Origin of the sequence: Paenibacillus polymyxa M1, assembly GCF_000237325.1 — a bacterium.
Taxonomy (GTDB): Bacteria; Bacillota; Bacilli; order Paenibacillales; family Paenibacillaceae; genus Paenibacillus; species Paenibacillus polymyxa_C.
This window is the reverse complement of record NC_017542.1, coordinates 154444-178292: the sequence shown is the minus strand read 5'-3', so window position 1 is coordinate 178292 and position 23849 is coordinate 154444. Positions and strand designations below refer to the sequence as shown.

Below are 23849 nucleotides of genomic sequence, written 5' to 3'. Positions count from 1 at the left end.
TTTATGAGCAGACTAGAACAAGCCCGGAATTTTCATACCACCTGTAAATTTACCCATATCATCATTAGCCAGTTCATCCGCTTTGGACAAAGCATCATTGACTGCAGTGAGTACGAGATCTTGCAGCATTTCTACATCATCAGGATCTACAGCTTCCGGTTTGATTGTGATAGACAATACTTTTTTATGTCCACTTACCTCTACAGTTACCACACCGCCACCAGAAGAACCTTCAATTACTTTCCCACCAAGCTCCTCTTGGGCTTTCAGCATTTGTTCCTGCATTTTTTTCACTTGCTTCATCATTTGGTTCATATTGTTCATTTCAATCATCTCCTTTAATGAAGTATACATCTACATTTGATTATTCTTTAATGACTACCAGATCTTCCCCGAAAAGCTGAATCGCTTCATCAATCCAGGGCTCCTTGGACTTTCCCGGCGCATCATGCTCCGGCTCCAGTTGCAATTCTTCGGCAGGTTGGTCAGAAACTCCTTCAATCGCAGCATTCCAATCCTTTTGCATCATCGTTACCAAACGATAAGGATGCCCCAACTGCTCATGTAAAACCTTCTCGATGACCTGCTTATTGGCAGGTTTTTCGGTAGTTTCACGATGAATGTTGTTCTTAAACGCGACCAGTACACTGTCCTCTAACACAGAAACCGGCTCACCATCCATAAACCAAGCATGAACCGTAACTTTCGCCTCTTTTACCCCTTGCAAAATCTGGCTCCACTTACGCCCCACCGCTGCGAATGCTTCGCTTGACTTCTCAGCAATATAGCGATCCAACTGAGACGGGAGTTTAGCCGGCGCTGAAAGACGTGGAGCAGGGGCACGACCACCAGAAGCCTGACGGCCGCCTGACGGTGTCTCCTGACCCGCCCCAACAGCCAAGCCACCTTGCATTGCACGTTCCAGCTTCTTTTCCAGCTCAGCAAGCTGGCGCTTTAACATAGCCACATCTTCCTGGCCAGCTACAGCACCAGAGCGCTGTGCAGTCGGCTGAGCAGCAGTTCCTGCTTCCCCCGGAATGCTGCATAACTTCAATAGAGCTACCTCAAATAAAGTTTGGGGCTGAACCGCATATTTCATCTCGCCCTGATAACGATTAAGGGTGTCAATCATTGCAAAGAGCTGCTCCTTGGTAAAAGCATCCGCCACTTCCCTAAACTGCTCCGGATTCAGCACTCGCTCCGTCATTTTGGTCGCCTGCGGCACCATCTTGATCATTAGCAGGTCTCGGAAATAGTACAGAAGATTCTCCATACACTTATCTGCACTTTTCCCTTCCTGCATAAAGTTCTCGATCAATTGGAGCACTGTGCCTACATCTTCTTTCAGTAATGCCAAGGCCAATTTACCGAATTGCTCGGATGCGATCCCACCCGTCATATCCAGCACCTGCTGATACGTAACCCGGCCATCAGTAAACGAGGATATCTGATCCAAAACACTAACCGCATCTCGCATCCCGCCATCTGAAAGACGTGCAATATATTGCAGTGCATCCAAATCAGCTTGGATGTTCTCCTGTTGGCATATCAGGTCAAGCCGCTCTGTCTGCTCCTCCAGCGATACTCGCCGGAAGTCAAAACGCTGGCAACGCGAAATAATTGTCGCGGGAATCCGATGCGGCTCTGTCGTAGCCAATATAAACATTACGTGTGGCGGCGGCTCTTCCAGCGTCTTGAGCAGCGCATTGAACGCTTCCGTCGTCAGCATGTGCACTTCATCAATGATATAAACCTTGTGCCGCACTTCTGTGGGCGCATATTTGACTTTATCGCGCAAATCACGAATCTCTTCAACGCCCCGGTTGGAGGCTGCGTCAATCTCCTGTACATCCATGACCGCTCCGGCCGTGATCCGTTTACAGGCTTCGCATTCGTTGCAAGGTTCCGGCGCAGGTCCATGCTCACAGTTGATTGCCTTGGCCAAAATTTTGGCCGCACTGGTCTTACCCGTTCCTCGCGGACCACTGAACAGGTAGGCATGGGACGTGCGATTTTCGCGGATGGCATTCTGCAATGTCTGGATAATATGCTGTTGTCCTACCATGTCCTTGAAAGCCTGCGGCCGCCAAGCACGGTACAACGCTATATGTTCCAATGCGCGTTCCCTCTTTCCCATTCACTTTCATGACCATTTATGGTCACTTCATTATACTATACTCCCGTCCGAATCTAAACCAGACACATTTCAATTTATAAACACAAAAAAACATCTTCGCATAATTGCCAAGATGTTCTAATTACTAATATAAACCGTGCACCTGTTATTGATCGTTGTGATCCGAGCGGCAACCCTGAACAACAACTCGGGCTAGGCAACCCTCCGGCACAAGAGTGGGCTTGCTTATGGCTGCTTCCTTCCGGACCTGACCAGGTTCACAAGTACTCATTGCGGAGGACCCAACCGTCAACATTGTGCGCAGGGACCAGCCTCACATCAACAACACCTCTAACAGGAATTCAACCTCGCTATAGCGGATTGCGAGTTACAGGGCACCGCTACCTCCCCATCTAGCACGGTGAAAATAAGTATATCGCATGGTTGCACAAAATGCAAATAGCAAATAACGACAAAAAGAGCCTCCTGCAATTGCAGAAGGCTCTAATAACTTTATCTCTTGCGGCAACTTATTAAATACCGTATTTCTTCTTGAAACGATCCACACGTCCACCAGCATCAATAAACTTCTGCTTACCTGTGAAGAACGGATGGCAAGCGGAGCAAATCTCTACACGCAGAGATTCTTTTACAGAACCAGTTTCAAACGTATTCCCGCAAGCGCAAGTAACATTAGTTACGTTATACTTCGGTTGAATAGCCTGTTGCATTAACTTTCACCTCTTTCCGCCCTGAACGTCCTATCAGCCCAGAGTTGTATGAACACATGTTCAAATTATAGCACTTGAATATAAGTGTTTCAACATCTTTTTAGTACACAAAACAGTGTAAGATCAGTGTGTCTTAAATATCTTCCGACCGTTTAGGTTCTGGCAAATTTGGGACGTGCCAGCCCTTGCGGCGGCACATGAGTGTAAGAACCGATAACCACATCCGGCAGTTCCTCACGATAAATCTCAAGCATTTGCTTCATACCAAGTATCTCCCCTTGAGCCGGTGGAATCAATTCCAGATAGCTTTCAGGATCAATATTCAGATTACGCATTTGAATCAGCTTGAGCTTAGTGCGTTTGGCAAATTCAATCATTGCCTCAATTTCTTCCTCCCGGTCTGTTACACCCGGAAAAATCAAATAGTTGATGGACGTATACACTCCCTTCTCTGACGCATAACGGAGTGACTTTTCCACATTAGCCAGCGTGTATCCGCGCGGCTTGTAATACGCATTGTAATGGTCGTCCAATGCACTAATTGTACTTACTCGCATAAGATCAAGACCCGCATCCACAATTCCCCGGATATGATCATTCAGTCCCGCATTCGTGTTGATATTAATATACCCCATATCTGTAACGGAACGTACTTCTTTGATCGCATCAATAATCAGTTTGGCTTGAGTGGAGGGCTCACCTTCACAACCTTGCCCAAAACTGATGATAGACTCAGGTGTCTTCAAATGTTCCAACATAACTTCTACAATCTCTTCCACGCGGGGACGGAAGTTCATTCTTGTCTGCGGAGATACAAAACCACTGTCATCCGGCTGTTCAGATATACAGCCAAAGCAACCCGCATTACAAGAATAAGATACCGGAACTCCCCCTTCCCAGCGATTCAGGAACGTATTCGAAGAAGTAAGACATTCGTACCCCAGCGCACAGTTAGACAAATGCTGGTACAGCCTATTTTCGGGATACTGTTCTGTCATTCGCTGAACTCCCAATTTAACTTGATTGCGGTCGCAGTTTTCGGGATTCCATTTGGAAGGACTGTCACTCTGCTCTGCTGTTACATAAAATGCCCCATCTTTCCAGACAACGGCCGAATAACCGAACAAGGGGAGTTTATAATCCTTATCTGTCTTCACATATCCCGGCAGACACAGGCGTGTAAAACCTTGCGGTAACAAAGCCCCTACTGCCTGCACATCTCCCGGAAGAGAGACCATTTCCCCTGTTTCAGGGTTCATACCGACCGGGCGGGTGCTGGGCAGGCTTACCAGTGTGGCTCCTTCCGGCAACGGAATAAGCTCATCCTCCATGATTTCAACAATCATGTCTGCACTACGGGCAAGCCCATACAAAGAAGCATGATCATATACATTGCCTTTTTCGTCGGCATACACCAAATACATTATGGAGCTCCTTTCGTTCCATTAAGCGCACCATTAACCAAAAGAATGGTAATGGCTGTCTACTTACAGAACAGATAAAATACATGAATTGGGTTTAATTGGTTGTGGCGGGAACCGACGCTGTGGTAGAACGCGTAGTTCTTCGTTGTTGACCACCAGAGCTACCTTGCGAACCGCTGGAAGAAGGTGCTGTCAAATCAAACGAAGCTAAAAACTCAGCGTTAGTTTTGCTGTTACGCAGCTTTTTGAGGAAGCCTTCCACAAAGTCATGGCTTTCCGTCATATTTTTACGAATAGCCCAGATCGTATCTAATTCTTCCTTTTTCAACAGTACTTCCTCACGACGTGTACCGGAACGACGAATATCAATCGCAGGAAAGATACGACGTTCTGCCAGTTTGCGGTCCAAATGCAGCTCCATGTTACCTGTGCCTTTGAACTCTTCATAAATGATATCGTCCATACGAGATCCTGTATCAATCAGCGCTGTGGCAAGAATCGTCAAGCTACCGCCTTCCTCCACATTCCGAGCTGCACCAAAAAAGCGTTTTGGACGGTGAAATGCTGCCGGATCAATACCCCCACTCAAAGTACGACCAGAAGGAGGGATAACGAGATTGTACGCACGAGCCAACCGTGTAATACTATCCAACAGGATGACAACATCCTTTTTATGTTCTACGAGACGCAGTGCACGCTCCAACACCAGTTCTGCCACTTTGATGTGATTTTCAGGAAGTTCATCAAATGTAGAGGCCACAACTTCACCTTTGACAGAACGCTGCATGTCCGTCACTTCTTCAGGGCGTTCATCAATCAACAAGACAAATAGCTCAATCTCGGGATTGTTGGTAGAAATGCTATTGGCAATTTCTTTGAGGAGAAGCGTCTTCCCAGCTTTGGGAGGTGCCACAATAAGTCCGCGCTGTCCAAGTCCGACAGGGGCCAGTACATCCATAATTCTCGTAGACAAATGGTTGGGGGAAGTTTCAAGGACTAATTTGGTTTGCGGATACAGTGGAGTCAGTGCAGGAAAATGTAGCCGCTCAGCAGCTTGCTCAGGACTTCTTCCATTGACGGCGTTAACTTGAAGCAATCCAAAATACCGTTCATTTTCTTTTGGCGTTCGGCACTTACCGGAAACAAGATCGCCTGTTCTCAAGTCAAACTTGCGGATTTGTGAAGCAGAGATGTAAATATCTTCGGTACTCGGGAGATAATTGATCGGCCTCAGAAAGCCGTAACCTTCAGGAAGTATTTCCAGAACACCCTGCATAAACATTAATCCACTCTTCTCAGCTTGTGCGCGCAGGATGGCGAAAATTAATTCTTTCTTCTTGAGCGTTCCGTAGTACGGGATCTGGTATTGCTTGGCCAGCTTGTACAGGTCGGTCAGCTTCATTTCTTCCAGATCGGAAATTTGCAGATCCATATAATAACCACCTATTCAATTATTAAGTCCATTCATACATCTAAATGATAGACAATGATATCATAAACACCATCAACATAATTTTAACCAAAACAAATAAAGTTATGCAGCCAACTGCCTGGATTATACCGAATTATTTCGGTTTTTTGATAAAAGATTGTTAGGTATGAACCAAATCTTATATCAAGCAGCGACTGCATAGGTGTTACCTGTTTTATCGCTTTGGTTACGACGAGTTCATACAAAGGACAGACATGGTTTAATTACTCAGTCTGCCGCCACACATCTGCGCCCAAAAGACGCAGGTTGGAAACGAGATGATCATAACCACGGTCAATATACTCGACACCTGCCACCTCGGTTACCCCTTCGCTTACTGTAAGTCCAGCAATGACAAGGGCCGCTCCAGCGCGCAGATCTGCAGCCTTCACTTTAGCCGCATTCAGTTGACCACCCTCAATAATGGCAGACCGACCCTCTACGCGAATTTTAGCCCCCATTCGCACCAGTTCAGGGACGTGCTTAAAACGATTGCTGTACACAAAATCGCTCAACACACTGACACCCTGAGCCTGGGTTAGCAAGCTGGTCATGGGAGATTGTAAATCCGTGGGGAAGCCGGGGTATACCAAGGCTTTAACGTCGACATGCCCATAGGAAGGTGCACCCAGTACGCGAATACTTTCATCATATTCCTCGATGCCGATGCCCATTTCCTGCATTTTGGCAGTGAGAGCCTCCATATGTTTGGGGATTACATTGTCAATCAATACATTTCCACGGGTTGCCGCAGCAGCAATCATATATGTGCCTGCTTGTATACGGTCAGGTATGATGGAATGACGGCAGCCATGCAGCTCCGACACACCTTCAATACGAATCGTCTCCGTTCCAGCGCCTTTAATAATCGCCCCCATGGAGTTTAACAGAGTTGCTACATCTATAATCTCAGGCTCTTTAGCCGCATTTTCGATAGTTGTGGCGCCTTTGGCACGTGCGGCCGCCAGCATAATATTAATGGTTGCTCCTACGCTGCTGACATCCAAATAAATCTTGGTGCCGCGCAGTTCTTTGGCGTGCAAATGAATAGCGCCGTGCTCGTTCGTAACCGTGGCACCCAGCGCCTCAAAACCTTTGATATGCTGATCAATGGGCCGGGGTTCAAAATTACATCCTCCTGGCAAACCGATGATCGCTTCCTTGAATCTGCCCAGCATGGCCCCCATCATATAATAAGAGGCTCGTAATTTCTTAACAGGTCCATTCGGCATAGGAATGGATTTAATGGAGGAAGGGTCTATCTTCATCTGGCTACCTTCCCAGGCAACCTTTGCGCCAAGCTCCTCCAATATCTCGGAATACACCGCCACATCACTGAGCAGCGGCAAATTATCCAAAATGACTTCCGACTCTGCCAGAATGGCTGCGGGAATCAAGGCGATGGCACTGTTTTTGGCACCGCTGATGGAAACTGTACCCTGAAGCGGCCGTCCACCGGTGATCATCAATTTTTCCATAAGCTTGAGGGTCCCCCTACGTGTTTTGCAGTCGGTCAAACAATGAACTGAAACCATAAATTTTCAACTTTTTAAGTGGTTAAAATGGAAAGACACCGGCTAAGCGGTGTGCTTTCCATACCAAACTATTCAACTGTACAGATTTAAATGTTTTGTGCAGCATAAATACAGCTACAATGAAAAAAATGCATTCAGTCTATGCAGTCGCATGACTAGTTGGAACATTATTACGCTTTGTTGTTGGAACCGAACTCACGGATTTTACCGATAACGGTTTGTTTGATCGCTTCACGACCTGGTTGGATGAATGTACGTGGATCGTAAGCATCTGGTTTTGCAGCAAGCACTTCACGAACCACTTTCGCAAATGCGATTTGGTTTTCAGTGTTTACGTTGATTTTGGAAGTACCCAGAGAAATGGATTTTTGGATGTCATGTGTAGGGATACCTGTTCCGCCATGAAGAACGAGTGGCAGTTTCACGGCATTGCGAATTTCTTCCATTTCTTTAAAGCCCAGGTTTGGCTCACCTTTGTATGGTCCATGAACAGAACCCAGTGCAGGAGCCAGTGTGTCGATGCCTGTTTCTTTAACGATACGTACACAATCGTCCAGCTTAGCGTACATTACGTCACCTACAACATCATCTTCTTGACCGCCAACCATTCCAACTTCAGCTTCAACGGAAACGCCTTTGGAATGTGCATATTCAACAACTTTCTTCGTTGTTTCAATATTTTTCTCGATTGGGCTGTGGGAATCGTCAATCATAACGGATGTGAAACCAGCGTCGATCGCTTCTTTACATTTGTCAAAGCTAGAACCGTGGTCCAAGTGAATTGCAACTGGAACCGTAATTTTCATGTCATGAATAAGACCTTCTACCATTTTAACAACAGTGTAGAATCCGCCCATGTGACGTGCTGCGCCTTCAGAAACACCCAAGATTACTGGGGATTTTTCTTCTTCAGCAGCGCCCAAGATAGCTTGAGTCCACTCTAGGTTATTAATATTGAATTGACCTACTGCATACTTTCCTTCGAGTGCTTTGTTCAACATGTCTTTCATAGATACCAATGGCATGGTTACAGTCCTCCTAAAGGTGTTTGGGTTTGTCTATATTTTTAGCCGACATCACATACGGGCTTATTATACCACAACCCATGTTAAATACTAAACAAGCTTTTGCATATCAACACATACAAAAATCACGCCCAGGACGCCGTTTTTCCATAGAATTGTATAAGGAGAGGATTTACTTTCAGTATTTCCCATAATCACAAACAAAAAACCCTGTTTTGTTAACAGAGTTCTCAACCAAAATGGCTTACCTAGTCACCTCTGAGTTGTTTGTTCACGGCGATCCGCATTTCATCAATATCAAAGGGCTTGGTAAAATGCATAAGTGCACCTAGCTCCGTCGCCTCTTTAATCATGTCCAGTTCTCCATACGCTGTCATCATAATAACCTTGATATCGGGATTCATGCTTTTTAGGTGCTTCAGAATTTCGAGTCCGTCCATACCTGGAATTTTCATATCGAGCAGAACCAGATCAGGTGGTTCCTTCTCAACAATCTCAAGAGCAATTTTCCCGTTCGCTGCCTGAAAGGTCTCATAACCCTCACTTCCGAACACTTCCATCAGTAAAATCCGTATTCCATTCTGGTCATCGACGATTAATACTTTTTTCTTTTCCAATGTTTTAACCTCCTAAGATCTTAAAACGAGGATCATGCAGCTATTGCCATAACAGCGTCCGATGACGTACAATATCCGTCCCATACCTAAAACTATATTCGCTCCTGCAAAAAGAAAATCCTTCTCATATACATAATTGTGGAATATTCTTTCATAATCAGGAAGCATGGGATAAAAAAAGACCTCCCAAAGGAGGTCTTTCAAGCTGAAGCATTAACCTTGAAGCTGCAATGCCGCCTTTACAAATTCACGGAACAAAGGCTGTGGACGATTCGGACGGGAAGTAAATTCTGGATGGAATTGTACCGCCAGGAACCATGGATGCTCAGGAAGCTCCACAATTTCCACCAAACGTCCATCCGGTGAAGTACCAGAAATACGAAGGCCTGCTTTTTCAATAACTTCACGATATTCGTTATTGAATTCGTACCGATGACGATGTCTCTCGTATACCAGCTCGTCGTTGTAGCAAGCCGATGCCAGGGAACCTTCCACCAGTTTACATGGATACAAGCCAAGACGCATGGTACCGCCCAAATCTTCGATGTCTTTTTGGTCAGGAAGCAAGTCAATGACAGGATAATCGGTAGCCGGGTTAATTTCCGAGCTGTTGGCTCCTTCAAGACCAGCCAGGGAACGAGCAACCTCAATAACAGATACCTGCATACCCAGGCAAATACCGAAAAACGGAATTTTTTGCTCCCGTGCATAACGAATGGTGCTGATTTTACCTTCAATTCCGCGATCGCCGAAGCCACCCGGTACGAGAATACCGCCAATGCCGCCCAGCATGTCAGCTACGTTCTCGTCCGTTACTTCTTCAGCGTTCACCCAACGGATTTTCACGTCCGCATTTGCATCAAATCCAGCGTGGGAAAGTGACTCCACAACACTTAAGTACGCATCATGTAACGCAACATATTTACCAACAATAGCAATTTCAACCGTTTTGTCCAACTTGCTGATTCGATCAACTAACCCTTCCCATTCGGTCATATCTGGTGCAGGTGTTGTCAGCTTCAGGTGGTTAACTACGATTTCGTCCAAACCTTCTTCACGCAGGTTCAACGGAACCTCGTAGAGAGTCGAAGCATCGCGGCATTCTACCACTGCATTCGCATCAATATCGCAGAACAATGCAATTTTAGCCTTCATGTCGGAGGACAATTCATGCTCTGTACGGCAAACAATAACATTCGGTTGAATGCCGATACTGCGCAGTTCTTTTACACTGTGCTGAGTTGGTTTGGTTTTAACCTCACCAGCAGCTTTAATATAAGGAATGAGCGTTACGTGAATGTACATCACATTCTCGCGCCCAACTTCACTTTTGAGCTGACGAATGGCTTCCAAAAATGGCAAGCTTTCAATATCGCCTACAGTACCGCCGATTTCCGTAATAATGACATCCGAACCCGCTTCACGGCCTGCACGGTACACGCGCTCCTTGATTTCGTTCGTAATATGAGGGATAACCTGTACTGTACCGCCCAAATATTCTCCGCGACGCTCTTTGCTGATTACGCTGGAATATACCTTGCCTGTTGTGACATTGCTGTTCTTGGACAGATTAATATCAATAAAGCGCTCATAGTGTCCCAAGTCAAGATCCGTTTCCGCACCATCATCCGTTACAAACACTTCACCGTGCTGGTAAGGGCTCATAGTACCCGGATCGACATTCAGGTAAGGATCAAATTTTTGAATCGTTACCTTCAGTCCCCTGTTCTTCAAAAGCCTCCCCAGTGAAGCTGCCGTAATCCCTTTGCCCAAGGAAGACACAACCCCGCCTGTCACAAAAATATACTTCGTCACTGTTCAAAACCCTCCTAGATAAGATGCAAAAATTCAGGCGACATTATGATGTTATCGTAACCCGTTTGCACGGATTATCATCCATGAAGAAGGCAGCGGTTATATTTTCCAATCCGCCGCCCTTAGCCCTCTTTCATGAGTGAAAACACCCCTATAAAAAACAAAAAAGCACTCCCGTAGTACGGGGCACTTTTATACAAAAAGCAAACATATAAGTGAATCAATCATAAGCCCAAGCAATAGTTTACCCCGTGTCCAATCCGCTGTCAAGGAAGTTATCTGTGTTAATTTGTCCATTGAACCAGATTGGAATAAATCTATCTGAAAGCTATAAATCAGCAGGGTTTTCAAGAAAACGGTCATGAAAAAGGGGAGAGCGTATCTCCCCTTTCAACCTGTTCCTAACGAAGTGAATCGTCGTCGTCTTCGATCGACTCATCATCATTTTCATCATCTGTATCTTCCTCATCACTGAGGTCTTCATCGTCAATAACTACGTCATCGTCACTATCATCGTCATCTTCTCCGTCGAACAGCTCGTCTTCGCCATCCTCGTCTTCGCTATCTGCATCGAAGTCGTCATCGGAGTTGTATGTTTCTTCTTCCTCATGATAGTCATCTTCATCGTCATCGTCTTCATCGTTAATAATACGAGGACGCTTGGCGCCTGTCAGGGCATCTTCGGATTTATCTACCGGATACCAACGTTTCAAGCCCCACAAATTCGTACCGACACAGGCAAAACGCCCGTCAATGTTGATTTCAGTATATAGCTGAGCAATAACGTCATTAATTTCTTCGTCGGACAAGCCGCGCAATTTGGCGACTTCATTCATCAGGTCACGGTAATAATATGGAGTATTGGCTGCTTTCAATACCATAAATGCCAAATCCACCATTGGAGTCTCGTGGACTTTCTCCGGGTCAATCTTCAAGTTGAGTGGTGTACTCACCTAGGGACACTTCCTCTCACACGTAATTCACAAGAACATGTTTCAGAGCATACACGATACATGCAATACTAACATATCCATTATCAAAACTAAGTAAAACCTATTTGGAAGCAAATTGCAAGTTAAACATGGGTATCGTCATAATTTCCAAGAATATCCCTCTGCACAAGACGGCACACGTAAAAAGACGGGGTTCCCCCCGCCTCCGACTGTACCCGCTCCGGGAGAGGCCTCCCAAAGTTGTTGCACAAGAGCTTATGCCCTCCATGTATCGTATGTGTCCACAGCTACTTTGACACGACAAGCAGGCCTATTTCCATAAAAAAGGGGCAAGTTTCCCATGCCGTAGCTGACGCTTGCTCATACAATACCTCAGCATGGCTCATCGGAGGGGGACCGTCTCAAATGGACTATCCGGATTTTTTGCAGCGTTTGCATGAGGGTATTTCGGAGCCGTCCGGCAGTGGACGGAACAAACAGATTATCACATTCGATAAGCCTCACCAATACCGGGAATGTCTGTCCTATCTCAGGAAGCTGAAACCTGAGCTTGTGGGATTACGGCAAGTACAACCGGCTAGGCTAATCCGTGCTCTCATCGCTCCGCTTTCAGGGGGAGACAGGCTGGGCAAATATCACCACGGTGTTACCGTTGAAGAAGATACCCGCATAAAGGTTCACGCAGAAACGGCTTATATGCCGAAAGCAGAGAAAAACCTTTCCATGCCATGGGGAGTTAAACAGGTACGTGCATACAAGGCTTGGCCTTCCTCGACAGGGAATCGGGTCAGAATCGGTGTGATCGACACAGGAGCGGATTTTCATCATCCTGATCTTCGCCATTCCCTCGCCAGAGGTATCAATTTGTTGAACCGGACCATGCTACCCTATGACGACAATGGCCACGGTACCCATATTGCTGGAACCATCGCGGCATCCAACTATGATGAAGGTATGGTTGGCGTAGCACCACGGGCTTTAATTCATCCTGTAAAAGCATTTGATCATAATGGAGCCGCCTATGTCTCTGACATCATTCTCGGTATCGACTGGTGCGTATTAAATCGTGTCGATATTATTAATATGAGCTTTGGCATGAAGTCGCGCAGCAAGGCACTACTTGATATGGTGAATAAAGCATATCATAACGGCATTGTAATCGTAGCTTCCTCGGGAAATGAGGGCAAGCGTCGAAGTATTGACTATCCAGCCCGCTATTCCCAGACGATTTCAGTCGGAGCTACCGACAAATACAGACGTATCGCTCCTTTCAGCAATCGGGGGCAATTCGTAGACGTGTATGCACCTGGTGAGAAGATCAGATCCTCCTGGATTCATGGAAAGCATCATGAAATGAGCGGCACCTCTATGGCTACTTCCCATGTGACCGGGAGCATCGCACTTCTCCTTTCACTGAAACCGGAGCTGGAGCCTGGAGAAATTAAAGCACTGCTTAAACGCACCGCCACACCGCTACGCCTTCGTAAAAGCGCCGGACGCAGTTCCATCTCCACCAAGCTTGGAGAAGTGGATGCCTTCCGATTGATGCAGGAGGGCACAAAGTGAACCACGATCTGATGATGCTAGACCTCTATCGTTGAACCTGGCTCCACAGAATGAACTTCTCTGGCAGGACCTCCATGTGCATTATTTTCTTCTCTTATCAACACATCTCGTACAAGGTCGGTCTGCGGTTTTGGTGCATGAACGAGTACAGCCTGTTTGCTAGGCAGATCCTTCAACATTTGCCTCACATCCGATAATCCCTGATGCACCTTGTAAGTCAAATGCCGAGCTATACAGATGTCATTGGAGTCCGCACGTTCCAACAGATGCTTTCCAAAAGAACCATTGGAAGCATGACCGGTCAATATCACACTGTTCCTAATGTTTTCTCCGCTGTCCATATCATTCAGCATATGGCGGTTATCCGACAGATATTGATAATACCAACGTGCCTGCGGGGAATCCATCATGCCGTCCCTTGTTACAATAATAGTGGCCGTGTTCCGTTCTAGCAGACTTATTCGTTCCGCAGCATCACGAGGCACGAACACCCTGTCACTGTTTAACACATGTTTTATTCGCGTGGAAGCTCCCGGCCGAAGCCACTCTCTCCAGCGATTTAACTGTTTCAATCCGTGCCACAGGTCAGGCTCTACAATTATTGCTTGTTCGGGGAATTGCTCACTGGCCCATACGATCAACTCCTGTCCTCTGCCAAAGGCAGGCACTGGCAACAACACATGACCGCCAGACCATAATATCTGCTCCATCTCGACCCTCAGCCGCTCCAGCTTAACAGGCTGCGGGTCTATATCCATGCCATAGGCATTGTCCATGATAGATATGTCCACTAGATAGGACTGTGGCTTGCATTCAGGAAGGTCATTTATCCCCTCCCCCATACACAAGTCCGGTGCATCGGCAGCAAGCAGCTCAGACTCACGGCTATAGTCTCCAGAAAAGAACAACCGCTTCCCTTCCATTTCTATGATATACCACACTGCACCAGCCAAATGTCCACTGCGTCCCCACATCATTCTCACACCCGGACAAGCTTCACACCACACTCCTGAAGGCGCTCCATCTTCTAGATAGCGATAGGTAATGGATTGGATATCCTGTTCACTGTAAGGCAATTCACCACCTCTCGATTCAACATAAGTCTGCCAGGAGCGAAAATAGGAGCCCAGCTGCTCAGCGGTGGCCTTGGTCGTCCAAACCTCTCCCCGGTATCCATACTTGTACAGTAAGGGGAGCGCCATGGAATGATCCTCATGTGCATGAGACAGCAAAACAGTAGTTAGCTCCTTCACCTTCTGTGGCGGAAAAATCGGATATTGCCCGATTCCTTCCTTTTTTACGCCACAATCCAGCATGATACGATGCTGCTTTCCTTCAAAAACATAACAGGAGCGGCCATGTTCGCCCGCTCCGCCCCAAATCCTAAGCTTGGTCATCATCATTTCCACTTTCTTCGCGAGTTTAAGCTTTCCATTAAGATTAGTAGCAGTGTGGTCAATCCAACCGATATAACAGCCATCGCCATGCCAAGCGACACCTGTCCCTGCTCAAACTGGGCAAATATATAGGTTGCAGACGTCTGGACGGACGGCGGTAAAATCAGCAATGATCCTACCAGCTCCCGTGAAGCAATGGTAAAGGTCATCATCCAACCAGCGAGCATCCCCGGTACAATCAGCGGCAATACAATCCGGCGGAATATGTAAGACGGTCGCCCGCCAAATACTTGTCCCGCCTGAAAAAGAGTATGATCCACCTGTGTAAAAGCGCTTTTAACATACTGAACTGTATAAGGGACAAACAAAATTACATACGTCAGAATAACCATGCCGTATGTGTTATACAACGGAATCGGCATCCACGGCGAGTTCCACCACAAAATCAGACCCACCACCATAACAATTCCCGGCACTGTATTCGGAAGCAAGCTGAATGCATCAACTGTCCGTTGGATCTTCGTGCGTGATCCACCGATAACCAGCGCAAACCAGGTGCCCAGCACCACAGCAATCGTCGATGCACCCAAAGAGAGAAATACACTGTTCAGTAGCGCTTCCATGCTTTCTGAGCCCCACGACAGCAGTTCCTTGTAATAGTCGAGTGTAAGATTGTTCCATGCCAGTCCGATTCCCCGCAGCTTCATAGAGGAGGCCGCGATAATTGAAAAATAAGGGATACCAATAGCTGCGATGAGCAGCAATAGGATGAATGCGACACTCAGTGCTGTAGTCCAGCTGGATACACGAAGACGGGAAGGTCGCGAACCTTTACCCCCTACCAGCCTGTATGTGAACTTTCGATTGATCACCGATTGCACATACCACATAAGCAGGCAGGCCGTTAACAACACCGAAGCCATTGATGTTGCTTTGCCAAAATCAATGGGCCAGCTGGAAATATATTTGTGAATTTCAGAAGTCATGACCTCATACCCGATACGGCGCCCAAAGGTAGCGGGTGTGCCAAACTCAGCAATCGTTTTAACGAAAATGAGCAGTGCACCCATTCCGTATGCCGATAACAGCAAAGGTAAAATGATTCGACGGAACCTGTACAGAAATCCCCCGCCCATGACCGCACCTGCCTCTTCCAGGCTGCCGCCAATCCTTACCAGCGCCCCGCGCAGCAGCAGGTACAGGAATGGAAACAGATGCAGGCTCATGATCATCACCATGCCACCAAGGCTGAAGAAGGAAGCCGTTAAGAAGTGCAGGTCCGGGAACAACTGTTCCAGATACCCGTTTTTTTGCATAAACAGAATCCATCCCATGGACCCGATATAGGGCGGAGTCATAAACGGAATCAGCAGCACGACATCCAACCAGCGCCAGTGTGCAAGTCGGGTGTTGGACATGATCCAGGCTAGCGGAAGTGCAAGGGCAGTCGTTCCTGCAATTACGCAGATGCCTAGCCAAATTGAGCTGAATAGCACTCCTGCAAATTGAGAAGCAGCTAACGTTCGAAAAGGCGCTGCCCATTGAAATTTTCCTTCAACATACACACTTTGGATGAAGATTTGCAGCAATGGCAGCAAAATTAGGAAAAGAAGCGCGATCAGAGCAAGTGTCAGGGACCATCCCCTGATGTGTTTAACAGACAAACCTCCCATCGGCTTATTTGAACATTTGCGTGAACTTTTCCGTCACGTCTGATCCGTGCTCACCCATCCATTCCCAATTGGTTTTCAACAACGGGATCTCGTCCAGGTTGGCACGCTTGTCAGCTTTGATATCCGTGCGTCCAGGGAGTAGGGAAGCATCTGCTACTAGTTTTTGTGCCTCGTCCGACAACAGATAGTCAATGAACGCTTTGGCATTTTGTTCATGCTGTGTGGACTTGAGGATTGCGGCAGGACGCGGACTAATAACCGTTCCCTCTGTCGGATAAACGATGTCAATCGGCTCACCTTTGGCTTTAGCCTTGTAGGTCATGTAATCGACCGCAGCGACGACTACACCTTTAGCCCCCGTAATCACTGGATCTAGCGCTTCCTGATTGGCACCGGCCATGGCCACACCGTTTGCCTTGTACTGCTCAAACAACGTCCAGCCTCCATCGCCCTTGGCGCTCAGATAGCCTGTCATAAAATCCAACGCTGAGCCGGACAGCGATGGGTCGGGGATGTTAACCTGATCCTTGTACTCAGGCTTCGCTAAATCGGCCCATGAAGTAGGTCGTGTCTTCACTAACTTTGTGTTATATGCAATACCTAGAGCAGAAGCACTGGTGCTAAAATAGTTGCCCTCCTTATCGGACCAGTCTGGGTTTAGCTTGTCCGCATTTTTGGCATCTGGATAGGGGAGCGTGAGTCCTTCCTTTTTCAAGCCTTGCACAGACGGAAGTGATGCTAGCACAACCACGTCCGCTACCGGATTCGTTTTCTCCGCTTCCATGCGGGCTAAAATCTTACCTGTCGTTCCCTGGAATAACTCTACCTTAACCCCGCTCTGCGCCTCATACCCCGCTACCAGCTTTTTCGCCAGTCCATCCGGGCCTGCGCTGTAAACAACCAGCCTCTGATCGGTGGACGCCGCTGCTCCCGCTGGTTTTGCTGTTCCATCTGCTTGTGCCCCATCCTTCGATGTCGTAGCCGTTCCGCAGCCTGCCACAGCCAGTCCAAAAGTCAATGTTAAAGCAAGCATAGCCCCTTTTTTCCATCCTGTACGAAAAACACGCCTATTCATCATCTTATATAACCCCTTTTCCCTATGTTTCAAGTTGGTGGATGTATTGCGGTGATACCCAAATATGCATTTGTTCGCCTATGGGCAAGCGGGTGGAGTGATACGCAGTCCATTGCTCACCGTTTTCGGCTAGTAGACGGATTTCATAGCGATCGCCAACATAGCTGACATGCAGGATCTCTACTGTAAAAGTGTGCTGATCCGCTTGCTCCTGTTCCCATCGGACATGTTCAGGTCGGAATAGTGTCCGTTCCAACTCGATCCAGTTGGATTTACCGATAAACCTTGCCACCTCTGGATGAGCTGGGCGACTATAGATCACCTCTGGTGTTCCGGTCTGCAAAATATGTCCACTTTTCATAACCACCACTTCATCAGACATGGACATGGCCTCGATCTGATCATGGGTGACGTATAGGGCGGTTAGCCCCAAATCGCGCACAAGCGATATCATCTCAATGCGCATCTCCTCCCGTAGTACGGCATCCAGTGCACTAAGCGGCTCGTCGAACAAAACCAGTCGAGGCCGGATAGCAACTGCTCTTGCAAAAGCAACCCGCTGCTGCTGACCACCGGATAGTTGATGAGGGTAACGATCCTCCAGCCCTGACAACCTCACCTTATCGAGCGCTTCCAGCACCACTGCCCGCAGTTCCTTGCCTTGAGCGTTAACAGCCCTTTTCCCCCGTTTGCTCGCTCGCAAGCCGAAGGCCACATTTTCAAACACCGTCATATGCGGCCACAGCGCGAAATCTTGAAAGACCATACCAAAGTGGCGGAGATGTGTGGGAACATCCTTTTTGCGTTTAGCTGAAAAGAGAATTTCCTCTCCCATCGTGATTGTGCCGATATCCGGTGTCTCCAGACCAGCAATCAAGCGCAAGAGCGTCGTCTTCCCACAGCCGGACGGTCCGAGCAATGTGGTGAATTTACCCTGTCGTACGATCAGATTCGTCTCATGCAACGCGGTGGTTTGGCTGAAGGTTTTACTTACTCCGCGAATATATAGATCCTGATTCATCACATTACCTGCCTGTTCTTATGACTGACCCCAGTGTAAAACTTGAATTCGCAACCTGTGTTATTGGAAAGTTAAAACAAAATTAATTATTTCAATGAATTGTGTTAACACTCATAGATTTAATCTATATAGAGGCGATTGATGCTGCTGCCCAAAGAATAGCATGATTGTTCGATCAAACTGAAAGCGAGGCATTCTAAGTGAACTTAAGTCTTCTAAAGTTACATATTGTAGAGCTGCTGAACAAGCACCATAAAATTACCACCGTAGCCGAGCTTCTCGGCCTAAAGCAACCTACTGTTACTTTTCATATGAAAAATCTGGAGCGTGAATTCGGAGTAAAGCTGTTTGACACACGTATGGGCAAAATCATCCTGACGGATGCCGGAAATGCCCTACTGCACTATGCCACCAAGATTAATGCACTTGCGGCTGAGGCCGAGCGGGTTGTCCGTGAGTTCGATACACTCCAACGAGGCAGCATACGTATTGGCGCAAGCTATGTACCTGCTACCTATCTGCTTCCTGCCGTGCTGCATCGGTTTGCCCGCGAGCATCCGGGCATTCACATCTCCTTATCCGTGAAAACAGCGCCCGTGATCAAGGACATGCTTGCTCGCCACGAAATTGACCTTGGCATTATTTCGGCAGAGCCGTTTCAATCCCCCACGTTACTCTCAGAATCCTTGGGGGAAGATGAACTGGTGCTCATCTGCTCACCCACTCATCCGCTCGCTAGCGAAACCGATTTGACATCCGAGCGTATCGCTTCTTCCTCTTTTGTATTGCATGGAAAGGATTCCAGCACACGCCACGCGACTGACAAATGGCTAGAGCGCGGGAGGCGCCGGCTTCCATCCTATCTGGAATTGGATTCACTGGAGGCCATCAAGCAGGCGGTTATGCTGGGAGAACACATCTCCTTTGTCTCTCGTATTGCTGTTCAATCAGAGGTTGAACGGGGTTTACTGGTTGTAAGGCCTATTCCGGGACAGCCTGTTGAAAGGCACATTTATATGGTCAGCAACAGAGATCGTCATCGCTCTGCGCTGATCCACAGATTCACTGAATATTTATGATGGAACCAAGATTAAATCTTAGCTGTCATATAAAAATTATGGCATTTTTTAACCGGAGTACCCTCTTGTCTTGACATACGACTGACAAAATACCCGTAAAGTGAAGCGTGTAACCTATTCGGACGAACAGGAGAGGATGAAATGAAAACAAGCCTGCGTATCACTAAATTCATGTCAGTAGTAACTCTGAGTGCAGTACTGCTCGCAACAGGATGGAAAGGTGCAGAGCCCGTACAAGCGGCTGCCAATGCCACGCCAAGCTATGAGGTTAAGCTGCTGCTGGATACAGCTCAGGTCCTCAATGCGGATGGCTCTTTAAAAAGCGGCATCGTAAATGAGTTCGGAATTAGCGAAGATGCGCAACGATTAAGCGTCGAGTTTTTTGATACAGACTCCTTGCAATTGAATGACGAGGGCTGGAACGTTAGATTTCGCAAAAAAGAGGATAAAAAAAACTATGAGTTAACCTACAAAAAGCGCTATGCGATCACAAACGGGAATATTGATGCAGCACTCACTCAAGCGAATAAAGAAGGTTTCAGTGCCTCTGATGATAATTATGAGGCTGAGGTGGATTGGGGATACAGCAAGCAGACATTAAGCTTTTCCAATGACAAGAAAACAAACGCCTCCAAAGGATTAGCTCTGCCTTCCCCGGATCAGGCGTTAAAACAATTGCAGGACAATCTTCCGGGCAAGCTGCAAAACTGGAAAAGCAGCAACTGGGGCAAACATACCTTGGCAAACTCCAGAGTACGCGGTCCTGTACAGGTCAGCAAATATGAGGGCAGCTTTCAGGGCTTGGATACTGACGTTGAAGTATGGCCTATTCGTAGCGCAAACGGATCGGGTACCGACAATATCATCGAAATCTCCTTCAAAACTTCGGATTACAATACTGCCACAAGCAACCGCGCCAAGCTGATTAACCTGCTACAATCCAAAGGATGGCTGATTCCCGCCGATTCTCTGAAAACGAATCTGGTACTGGAACGCTATTAAGCCACTCGAACCTAAAAAGTACTCAAACCTAAAAAAGGAACCGAACGGGCCTCCCTGTAGAGGGCAGCACGAACGGTTCCTTTTTACTATTATACATATGACTACAGGGTCATTATGTTGCAGTTTTTTACTTACATACGTTCCGGTGCAGACACACCCACCAGCTTCAGTACATTGGCAATGGTCGTGCGGACCGCGCCAAACAAGGCCAAGCGAGCTTGCGTTTGAGCGGCATCCTCCGTGATGACACGCTCTGCCTTATAGTAGCTGTGGAACATGGATGCCAGCTCGTAGACATAGCGAATCATGCGATGCGGCGCAAAGTTTGCAGCTGCCACCGATACTTCCTCTGGCAACTCGCCAATTTTGCGTAACAGATCGTATTCATGCTCAGCCGTCAGCTTCGACAAGTCAACTTCTGCCAATGGCAGTACAGCAATACCCTGCTCTTCGGCTTGACGATATACGCTGCATGCACGTGCGTGTGCATATTGCACGTAGAATACCGGATTCTCATTGGAAGTGGAAATCGCCAAATCCATATCAAAATCCAGATGTGAGTCCATACTACGCATGGTGAAGAAGTAACGGATCGCGTCTACGCCCACTTCTTCCATCAGATCCTCCATCGTTACGGCCTTGCCAGTACGCTTGGACATTTTTACTTTTTCCCCGTTTTGGAACAAGCTGACCATTTGGGCAATCAGTACTTTAAGCTTATCCGGGTCATTGCCCAGTGCTTCCATTGCCGCTTTCATTCGTGGAATATAGCCGTGGTGATCCGCTCCCCAGATGTTGATGATCGTGTCATACCCACGAGCATATTTGTCGCGGTGATAGGCGATATCCGGAGTCAGGTACGTATAAGTGCCGTCATTTTTGATCAATACACGGTCTTTATCGTCGCCATACTTGGTCGTGTTCAGCCAAGTAGCTCCGTCCTTATCATAAATTTCCTCACGGTCACGCAGCTCATTCAGCGCTTTAAGCACTTCACCGTTATCATACAGTGATGTTTCACTAAACCAGGAATCAAAAGGTACACGGAACCGCTCCAGATCACGCTTGATCTTATTCAGTTCCTTTTCCAAACCGTATTCACGGAAATAAGCGGCACGATCTCCCGGTTCCATGGACAACAGAGAATCGCCCTTCTCAGCCACCAGTTCCTTCGCAAACCCAATGATGTCCTCACCATGGTATCCGTCCTCCGGCATCTCTGCAGGCTGTCCCAGCTCCTGCAAATAACGCGCTTCAATGGAACGGCTCATATTGTAAATCTGGTTCCCCGCATCATTAATGTAATATTCACGAGTGACTTGATATCCTGCAAAATCAAGCACGTTACAGAGCGCATCCCCTACGGCTGCACCACGTGCATGACCCAAGTGAAGACTCCCCGTCGGATTGGCGCTGACAAATTCGATCTGTACCTTTTTGCCTGCACCTACCTGTACACGTCCGTAATCCGCGCCTTGCTCCTGTACTTGTCCAATCACTGCATAAAGGTAGCTCTTGTTCAGGCGAAAGTTAATAAAGCCCGGTCCGGCGATTTCCGCACTTTCAATAGAAGCGGAAGCTAAGTCCATATTTGCGATCAAATCTTCAGCGATTTGACGCGGATTCTTCTTCGCAATGCGAGTGAGCTGCATTGCTACGTTGGTAGCTAAGTCACCGTGTGACTTGTCCTTAGGCACCTCCAGTGTAATGGTCGGCAGCTCTTCACGGCTCACGATTCCGGCAGCCAGCACCGCTGCCTCGATTGCTGAGGTCACCTTTTGATTAATAAGTTCCAGTGGATTGCTTGTCATGATTGTTGCTCCTCCTGTATATGCAAACTAATGGCAAAATGCCCCGAGAAATCCTCAAATACGTACAGATCATAGGTCCAGCTCACATGTCCGGTGAATCCATCCATCCGAATATCGAGCTTCTGCGTATGCGCAGACATGTTCAGGTTTAAATAAGGCGAGCGGTAAAATCCAGGCAACCTGCGTCCCAGCGCGAACGACTGCTCCGATTGTACCTCACCGTGACGAATCAGCTTTAGCTCATCTGGTCCGATCTTGACTGTGTTCCGTGTCGTACCGCCCTCAGGACTCTCTTGCGGCTCTTCGTACCTTATATATAGATGCTTCCCGCGAACGATTGCTTCTCCAGGAAGCTCCTGTACCACATCTTCTCCGTCATGATGACTATGAAGACGGATTCGAACCTTTGCATTGTGTGGCATGTGTTCAAACTCCATTCTATCGCTATCCTACTGTACTACTATATCCAGTTCCCGATTGCAATTCAAATGAGTTTTTACAAAAAGATGCTTTCACACTTAAAAAATTCAACTACTGTAGGTCAGCAGCACTGGATGCCTGGCTAAAACTTTCAATGAACCGGGAAGCCAATGAAGACATGTATTTATCCTTCAACCAGACAGCCGCCACACGAGTGTGCAATTCTTCACAACTAATTTCCTTAACGATTAAATGATTATTGCTGCCTAAAGATAAAGCGGAGCGCGAAATCATGCCAATACCCAGCCCTTCGTTGGCCCAATGAAGCGTAGTGCGGGCATCGTCATTTTTGCAAAAGATATTGGGCTCAAAGCCATGCTTCATACAGGTATCGTGAATCAATTGCTCAAAACGGCGATATATAATGAGTGGTCTGTTCTTCAACTCAGCCAATGAAATGGTCTTCTGTTCGGGATTCCAATCATATTCTTCCGTCATCACTGCTACCATCGGCTCAGTGGACGCATATCTACACCCTAAACCGGCGGTATTAAAAGGGGTTCTGACGATACCGACCTCTACAATTCCTTTGTTCAAAAGATCGAGAATCCTGAAGGTATTTCCCTCATGTATTTCAAATTTTACACCCGCATAGGTTTTATGAAATTCGGAAAGCCTGTCTTTCATCAGGGTCGCTCCAGAGGAAGAAACCGTCCCAATGGTGAGCGTCCCCTTCATCCCCATGGCAAAATCGTTTATTTCCCTTGTCGTAGCATCCGTCAGCTCCAAAATCTGCTTGGCCCTGTTCCGTAAAATGATTCCGGCCTCTGTCAATTGAATGCTTCGTGAGCCTCGATTCACAAGCTTTACACCAAGCTCTTCCTCCAGCTGCATAAGCTGTTGACTTAAGGGAGGCTGTGCGATTTGCAGTTTTTTGGCTGCCGCTGTAATCTGTCCAGCATCTGCAATCGCTAAAAAATACTTGAGATGTCTCAATTCCATCATGAACCTCCGGTTCTGATATATGTAAAACCTATATCTCTAATATATATTAAATATTATTCATATGGTTGGGGATATGCCATAATCATATTCAGATATGCAATTATAATAGGAAA

20 protein-coding genes and 1 other RNA gene are annotated in these 23849 nt (G+C 47.2%); 3 read left to right on the top strand and 18 right to left on the bottom strand.

Translation table 11 applies throughout. The features are described 5' to 3' along the window. Positions 1-12: 12 nt before the first annotated feature. The 11 genes from PPM_RS00715 to rpoE all read right to left on the bottom strand — a co-directional run bounded on the left by PPM_RS00715 (position 13) and on the right by rpoE (position 11687). Positions 13-324: a YbaB/EbfC family nucleoid-associated protein gene (locus tag PPM_RS00715; RefSeq protein ID WP_013368784.1), complete on the bottom strand. Its 312-nt coding sequence runs from the start codon at positions 322-324 to the stop codon at positions 13-15. Positions 325-364: 40 nt separating this feature from the next. Further along, on the bottom strand, positions 365-2116 hold the full coding sequence (gene dnaX / locus PPM_RS00710; protein ID WP_014599367.1) for a DNA polymerase III subunit gamma/tau: 1752 nt from the start codon (positions 2114-2116) through the stop codon (positions 365-367). 155 nt (positions 2117-2271) lie between these two features. Then, an RNA gene (gene ffs / locus PPM_RS28165) (signal recognition particle sRNA large type) lies at positions 2272-2538 on the bottom strand. Between the two features lie 111 nt (positions 2539-2649). Beyond that, positions 2650-2847, bottom strand: coding sequence for a 50S ribosomal protein L31 (gene rpmE, locus PPM_RS00705; protein ID WP_013368781.1), 198 nt, complete (start codon positions 2845-2847; stop codon positions 2650-2652). 152 nt (positions 2848-2999) lie between these two features. Next, the gene (locus tag PPM_RS00700; RefSeq protein WP_013368780.1) at positions 3000-4271 is read right to left on the bottom strand and encodes a radical SAM protein; all 1272 of its coding nucleotides are present in this window, start codon (positions 4269-4271) and stop codon (positions 3000-3002) included. Between the two features lie 94 nt (positions 4272-4365). Further along, on the bottom strand, positions 4366-5703 hold the full coding sequence (gene rho, locus PPM_RS00695) for a transcription termination factor Rho (RefSeq protein WP_013368779.1): 1338 nt from the start codon (positions 5701-5703) through the stop codon (positions 4366-4368). Between the two features lie 263 nt (positions 5704-5966). Further along, the gene (locus PPM_RS00690) at positions 5967-7220 is read right to left on the bottom strand and encodes a UDP-N-acetylglucosamine 1-carboxyvinyltransferase (protein ID WP_013368778.1); all 1254 of its coding nucleotides are present in this window, start codon (positions 7218-7220) and stop codon (positions 5967-5969) included. 227 nt (positions 7221-7447) lie between these two features. After that, positions 7448-8302: a class II fructose-1,6-bisphosphate aldolase gene (gene fba / locus PPM_RS00685; protein WP_013368776.1), complete on the bottom strand. Its 855-nt coding sequence runs from the start codon at positions 8300-8302 to the stop codon at positions 7448-7450. A gap of 248 nt (positions 8303-8550) precedes the next feature. Next, on the bottom strand, positions 8551-8919 hold the full coding sequence (locus PPM_RS00680; RefSeq protein ID WP_014599366.1) for a response regulator: 369 nt from the start codon (positions 8917-8919) through the stop codon (positions 8551-8553). A gap of 213 nt (positions 8920-9132) precedes the next feature. Continuing rightward, a complete protein-coding gene (locus tag PPM_RS00675; RefSeq protein WP_013368772.1) occupies positions 9133-10734 on the bottom strand; it encodes a CTP synthase in 1602 nt (533 codons plus the stop codon). 401 nt (positions 10735-11135) lie between these two features. After that, entirely contained in the window at positions 11136-11687 is a 552-nt protein-coding gene (gene rpoE / locus PPM_RS00670) for a DNA-directed RNA polymerase subunit delta (RefSeq protein ID WP_013368770.1), read from the bottom strand. Positions 11688-12092: 405 nt separating this feature from the next. Between rpoE and PPM_RS00665 the strand changes: the two genes are divergently transcribed. Continuing rightward, entirely contained in the window at positions 12093-13253 is a 1161-nt protein-coding gene (locus tag PPM_RS00665) for a S8 family peptidase (protein ID WP_013368769.1), read from the top strand. Positions 13254-13270: 17 nt separating this feature from the next. On the opposite strand, the gene PPM_RS00660 is transcribed toward PPM_RS00665, so the two are convergent. From PPM_RS00660 to PPM_RS00645, 4 genes are read right to left on the bottom strand one after another with little or no spacing between them, the layout of a single operon-like run. Further along, positions 13271-14656, bottom strand: coding sequence for an MBL fold metallo-hydrolase (locus PPM_RS00660; RefSeq protein WP_014599365.1), 1386 nt, complete (start codon positions 14654-14656; stop codon positions 13271-13273). Continuing rightward, positions 14653-16323 carry an ABC transporter permease gene (locus PPM_RS00655; protein ID WP_013368767.1) on the bottom strand — a complete coding sequence of 557 codons (1671 nt, stop codon included), beginning with the start codon at positions 16321-16323 and terminating at the stop codon, positions 14653-14655. Before PPM_RS00655 ends, PPM_RS00660 begins: the two co-directional genes overlap by 4 nt. Positions 16324-16327: 4 nt before the next feature. After that, the gene (locus tag PPM_RS00650) at positions 16328-17401 is read right to left on the bottom strand and encodes an ABC transporter substrate-binding protein (RefSeq protein ID WP_013368766.1); all 1074 of its coding nucleotides are present in this window, start codon (positions 17399-17401) and stop codon (positions 16328-16330) included. 19 nt (positions 17402-17420) lie between these two features. Next, a complete protein-coding gene (locus tag PPM_RS00645) occupies positions 17421-18419 on the bottom strand; it encodes an ABC transporter ATP-binding protein (protein WP_013368765.1) in 999 nt (332 codons plus the stop codon). A 200-nt stretch (positions 18420-18619) separates the two neighbouring features. Here PPM_RS00645 and PPM_RS00640 point away from each other — a divergent pair, with 200 nt between their 5' ends. Together PPM_RS00640 and PPM_RS00635 are read left to right on the top strand one after the other, a co-directional pair. Further along, complete coding sequence (locus PPM_RS00640) at positions 18620-19498, top strand: LysR family transcriptional regulator (protein ID WP_013368764.1); 879 nt, start codon at positions 18620-18622, stop codon at positions 19496-19498. A 141-nt stretch (positions 19499-19639) separates the two neighbouring features. Beyond that, positions 19640-20500, top strand: coding sequence for a hypothetical protein (locus PPM_RS00635; RefSeq protein ID WP_013368763.1), 861 nt, complete (start codon positions 19640-19642; stop codon positions 20498-20500). Between the two features lie 131 nt (positions 20501-20631). On the opposite strand, the gene argS is transcribed toward PPM_RS00635, so the two are convergent. The 3 genes from argS to PPM_RS00620 all read right to left on the bottom strand — a co-directional run bounded on the left by argS (position 20632) and on the right by PPM_RS00620 (position 23733). After that, positions 20632-22311, bottom strand: coding sequence for an arginine--tRNA ligase (argS, locus tag PPM_RS00630; RefSeq protein WP_013368762.1), 1680 nt, complete (start codon positions 22309-22311; stop codon positions 20632-20634). After that, the gene (locus PPM_RS00625) at positions 22308-22748 is read right to left on the bottom strand and encodes a DUF1934 domain-containing protein (RefSeq protein ID WP_013368761.1); all 441 of its coding nucleotides are present in this window, start codon (positions 22746-22748) and stop codon (positions 22308-22310) included. Before PPM_RS00625 ends, argS begins: the two co-directional genes overlap by 4 nt. 94 nt (positions 22749-22842) lie before the next feature. Then, positions 22843-23733, bottom strand: coding sequence for a LysR family transcriptional regulator (locus PPM_RS00620; RefSeq protein WP_013368760.1), 891 nt, complete (start codon positions 23731-23733; stop codon positions 22843-22845). Between the last annotated feature and the right edge of the window lie 116 nt (positions 23734-23849).

What these genes read in the sequence shown, in the direction of transcription:
- PPM_RS00715 (WP_013368784.1), bottom strand. Translation starts at nt 324, where the DNA reads ATGAACAATATGAACCAAATGATGAAGCAAGTGAAAAAAATGCAGGAA.
- rpmE (WP_013368781.1), bottom strand. Translation starts at nt 2,847, where the DNA reads ATGCAACAGGCTATTCAACCGAAGTATAACGTAACTAATGTTACTTGC.
- PPM_RS00700 (WP_013368780.1), bottom strand. Translation starts at nt 4,271, where the DNA reads ATGTATTTGGTGTATGCCGACGAAAAAGGCAATGTATATGATCATGCT.
- rho (WP_013368779.1), bottom strand. Translation starts at nt 5,703, where the DNA reads ATGGATCTGCAAATTTCCGATCTGGAAGAAATGAAGCTGACCGACCTG.
- PPM_RS00690 (WP_013368778.1), bottom strand. Translation starts at nt 7,220, where the DNA reads ATGGAAAAATTGATGATCACCGGTGGACGGCCGCTTCAGGGTACAGTT.
- fba (WP_013368776.1), bottom strand. Translation starts at nt 8,302, where the DNA reads ATGCCATTGGTATCTATGAAAGACATGTTGAACAAAGCACTCGAAGGA.
- PPM_RS00665 (WP_013368769.1), top strand. Translation starts at nt 12,093, where the DNA reads ATGGACTATCCGGATTTTTTGCAGCGTTTGCATGAGGGTATTTCGGAG.
- PPM_RS00660 (WP_014599365.1), bottom strand. Translation starts at nt 14,656, where the DNA reads ATGATGATGACCAAGCTTAGGATTTGGGGCGGAGCGGGCGAACATGGC.
- PPM_RS00655 (WP_013368767.1), bottom strand. Translation starts at nt 16,323, where the DNA reads ATGGGAGGTTTGTCTGTTAAACACATCAGGGGATGGTCCCTGACACTT.
- PPM_RS00650 (WP_013368766.1), bottom strand. Translation starts at nt 17,401, where the DNA reads ATGATGAATAGGCGTGTTTTTCGTACAGGATGGAAAAAAGGGGCTATG.
- PPM_RS00645 (WP_013368765.1), bottom strand. Translation starts at nt 18,419, where the DNA reads ATGAATCAGGATCTATATATTCGCGGAGTAAGTAAAACCTTCAGCCAA.
- PPM_RS00635 (WP_013368763.1), top strand. Translation starts at nt 19,640, where the DNA reads ATGAAAACAAGCCTGCGTATCACTAAATTCATGTCAGTAGTAACTCTG.
- argS (WP_013368762.1), bottom strand. Translation starts at nt 22,311, where the DNA reads ATGACAAGCAATCCACTGGAACTTATTAATCAAAAGGTGACCTCAGCA.
- PPM_RS00625 (WP_013368761.1), bottom strand. Translation starts at nt 22,748, where the DNA reads ATGGAGTTTGAACACATGCCACACAATGCAAAGGTTCGAATCCGTCTT.
- PPM_RS00620 (WP_013368760.1), bottom strand. Translation starts at nt 23,733, where the DNA reads ATGGAATTGAGACATCTCAAGTATTTTTTAGCGATTGCAGATGCTGGA.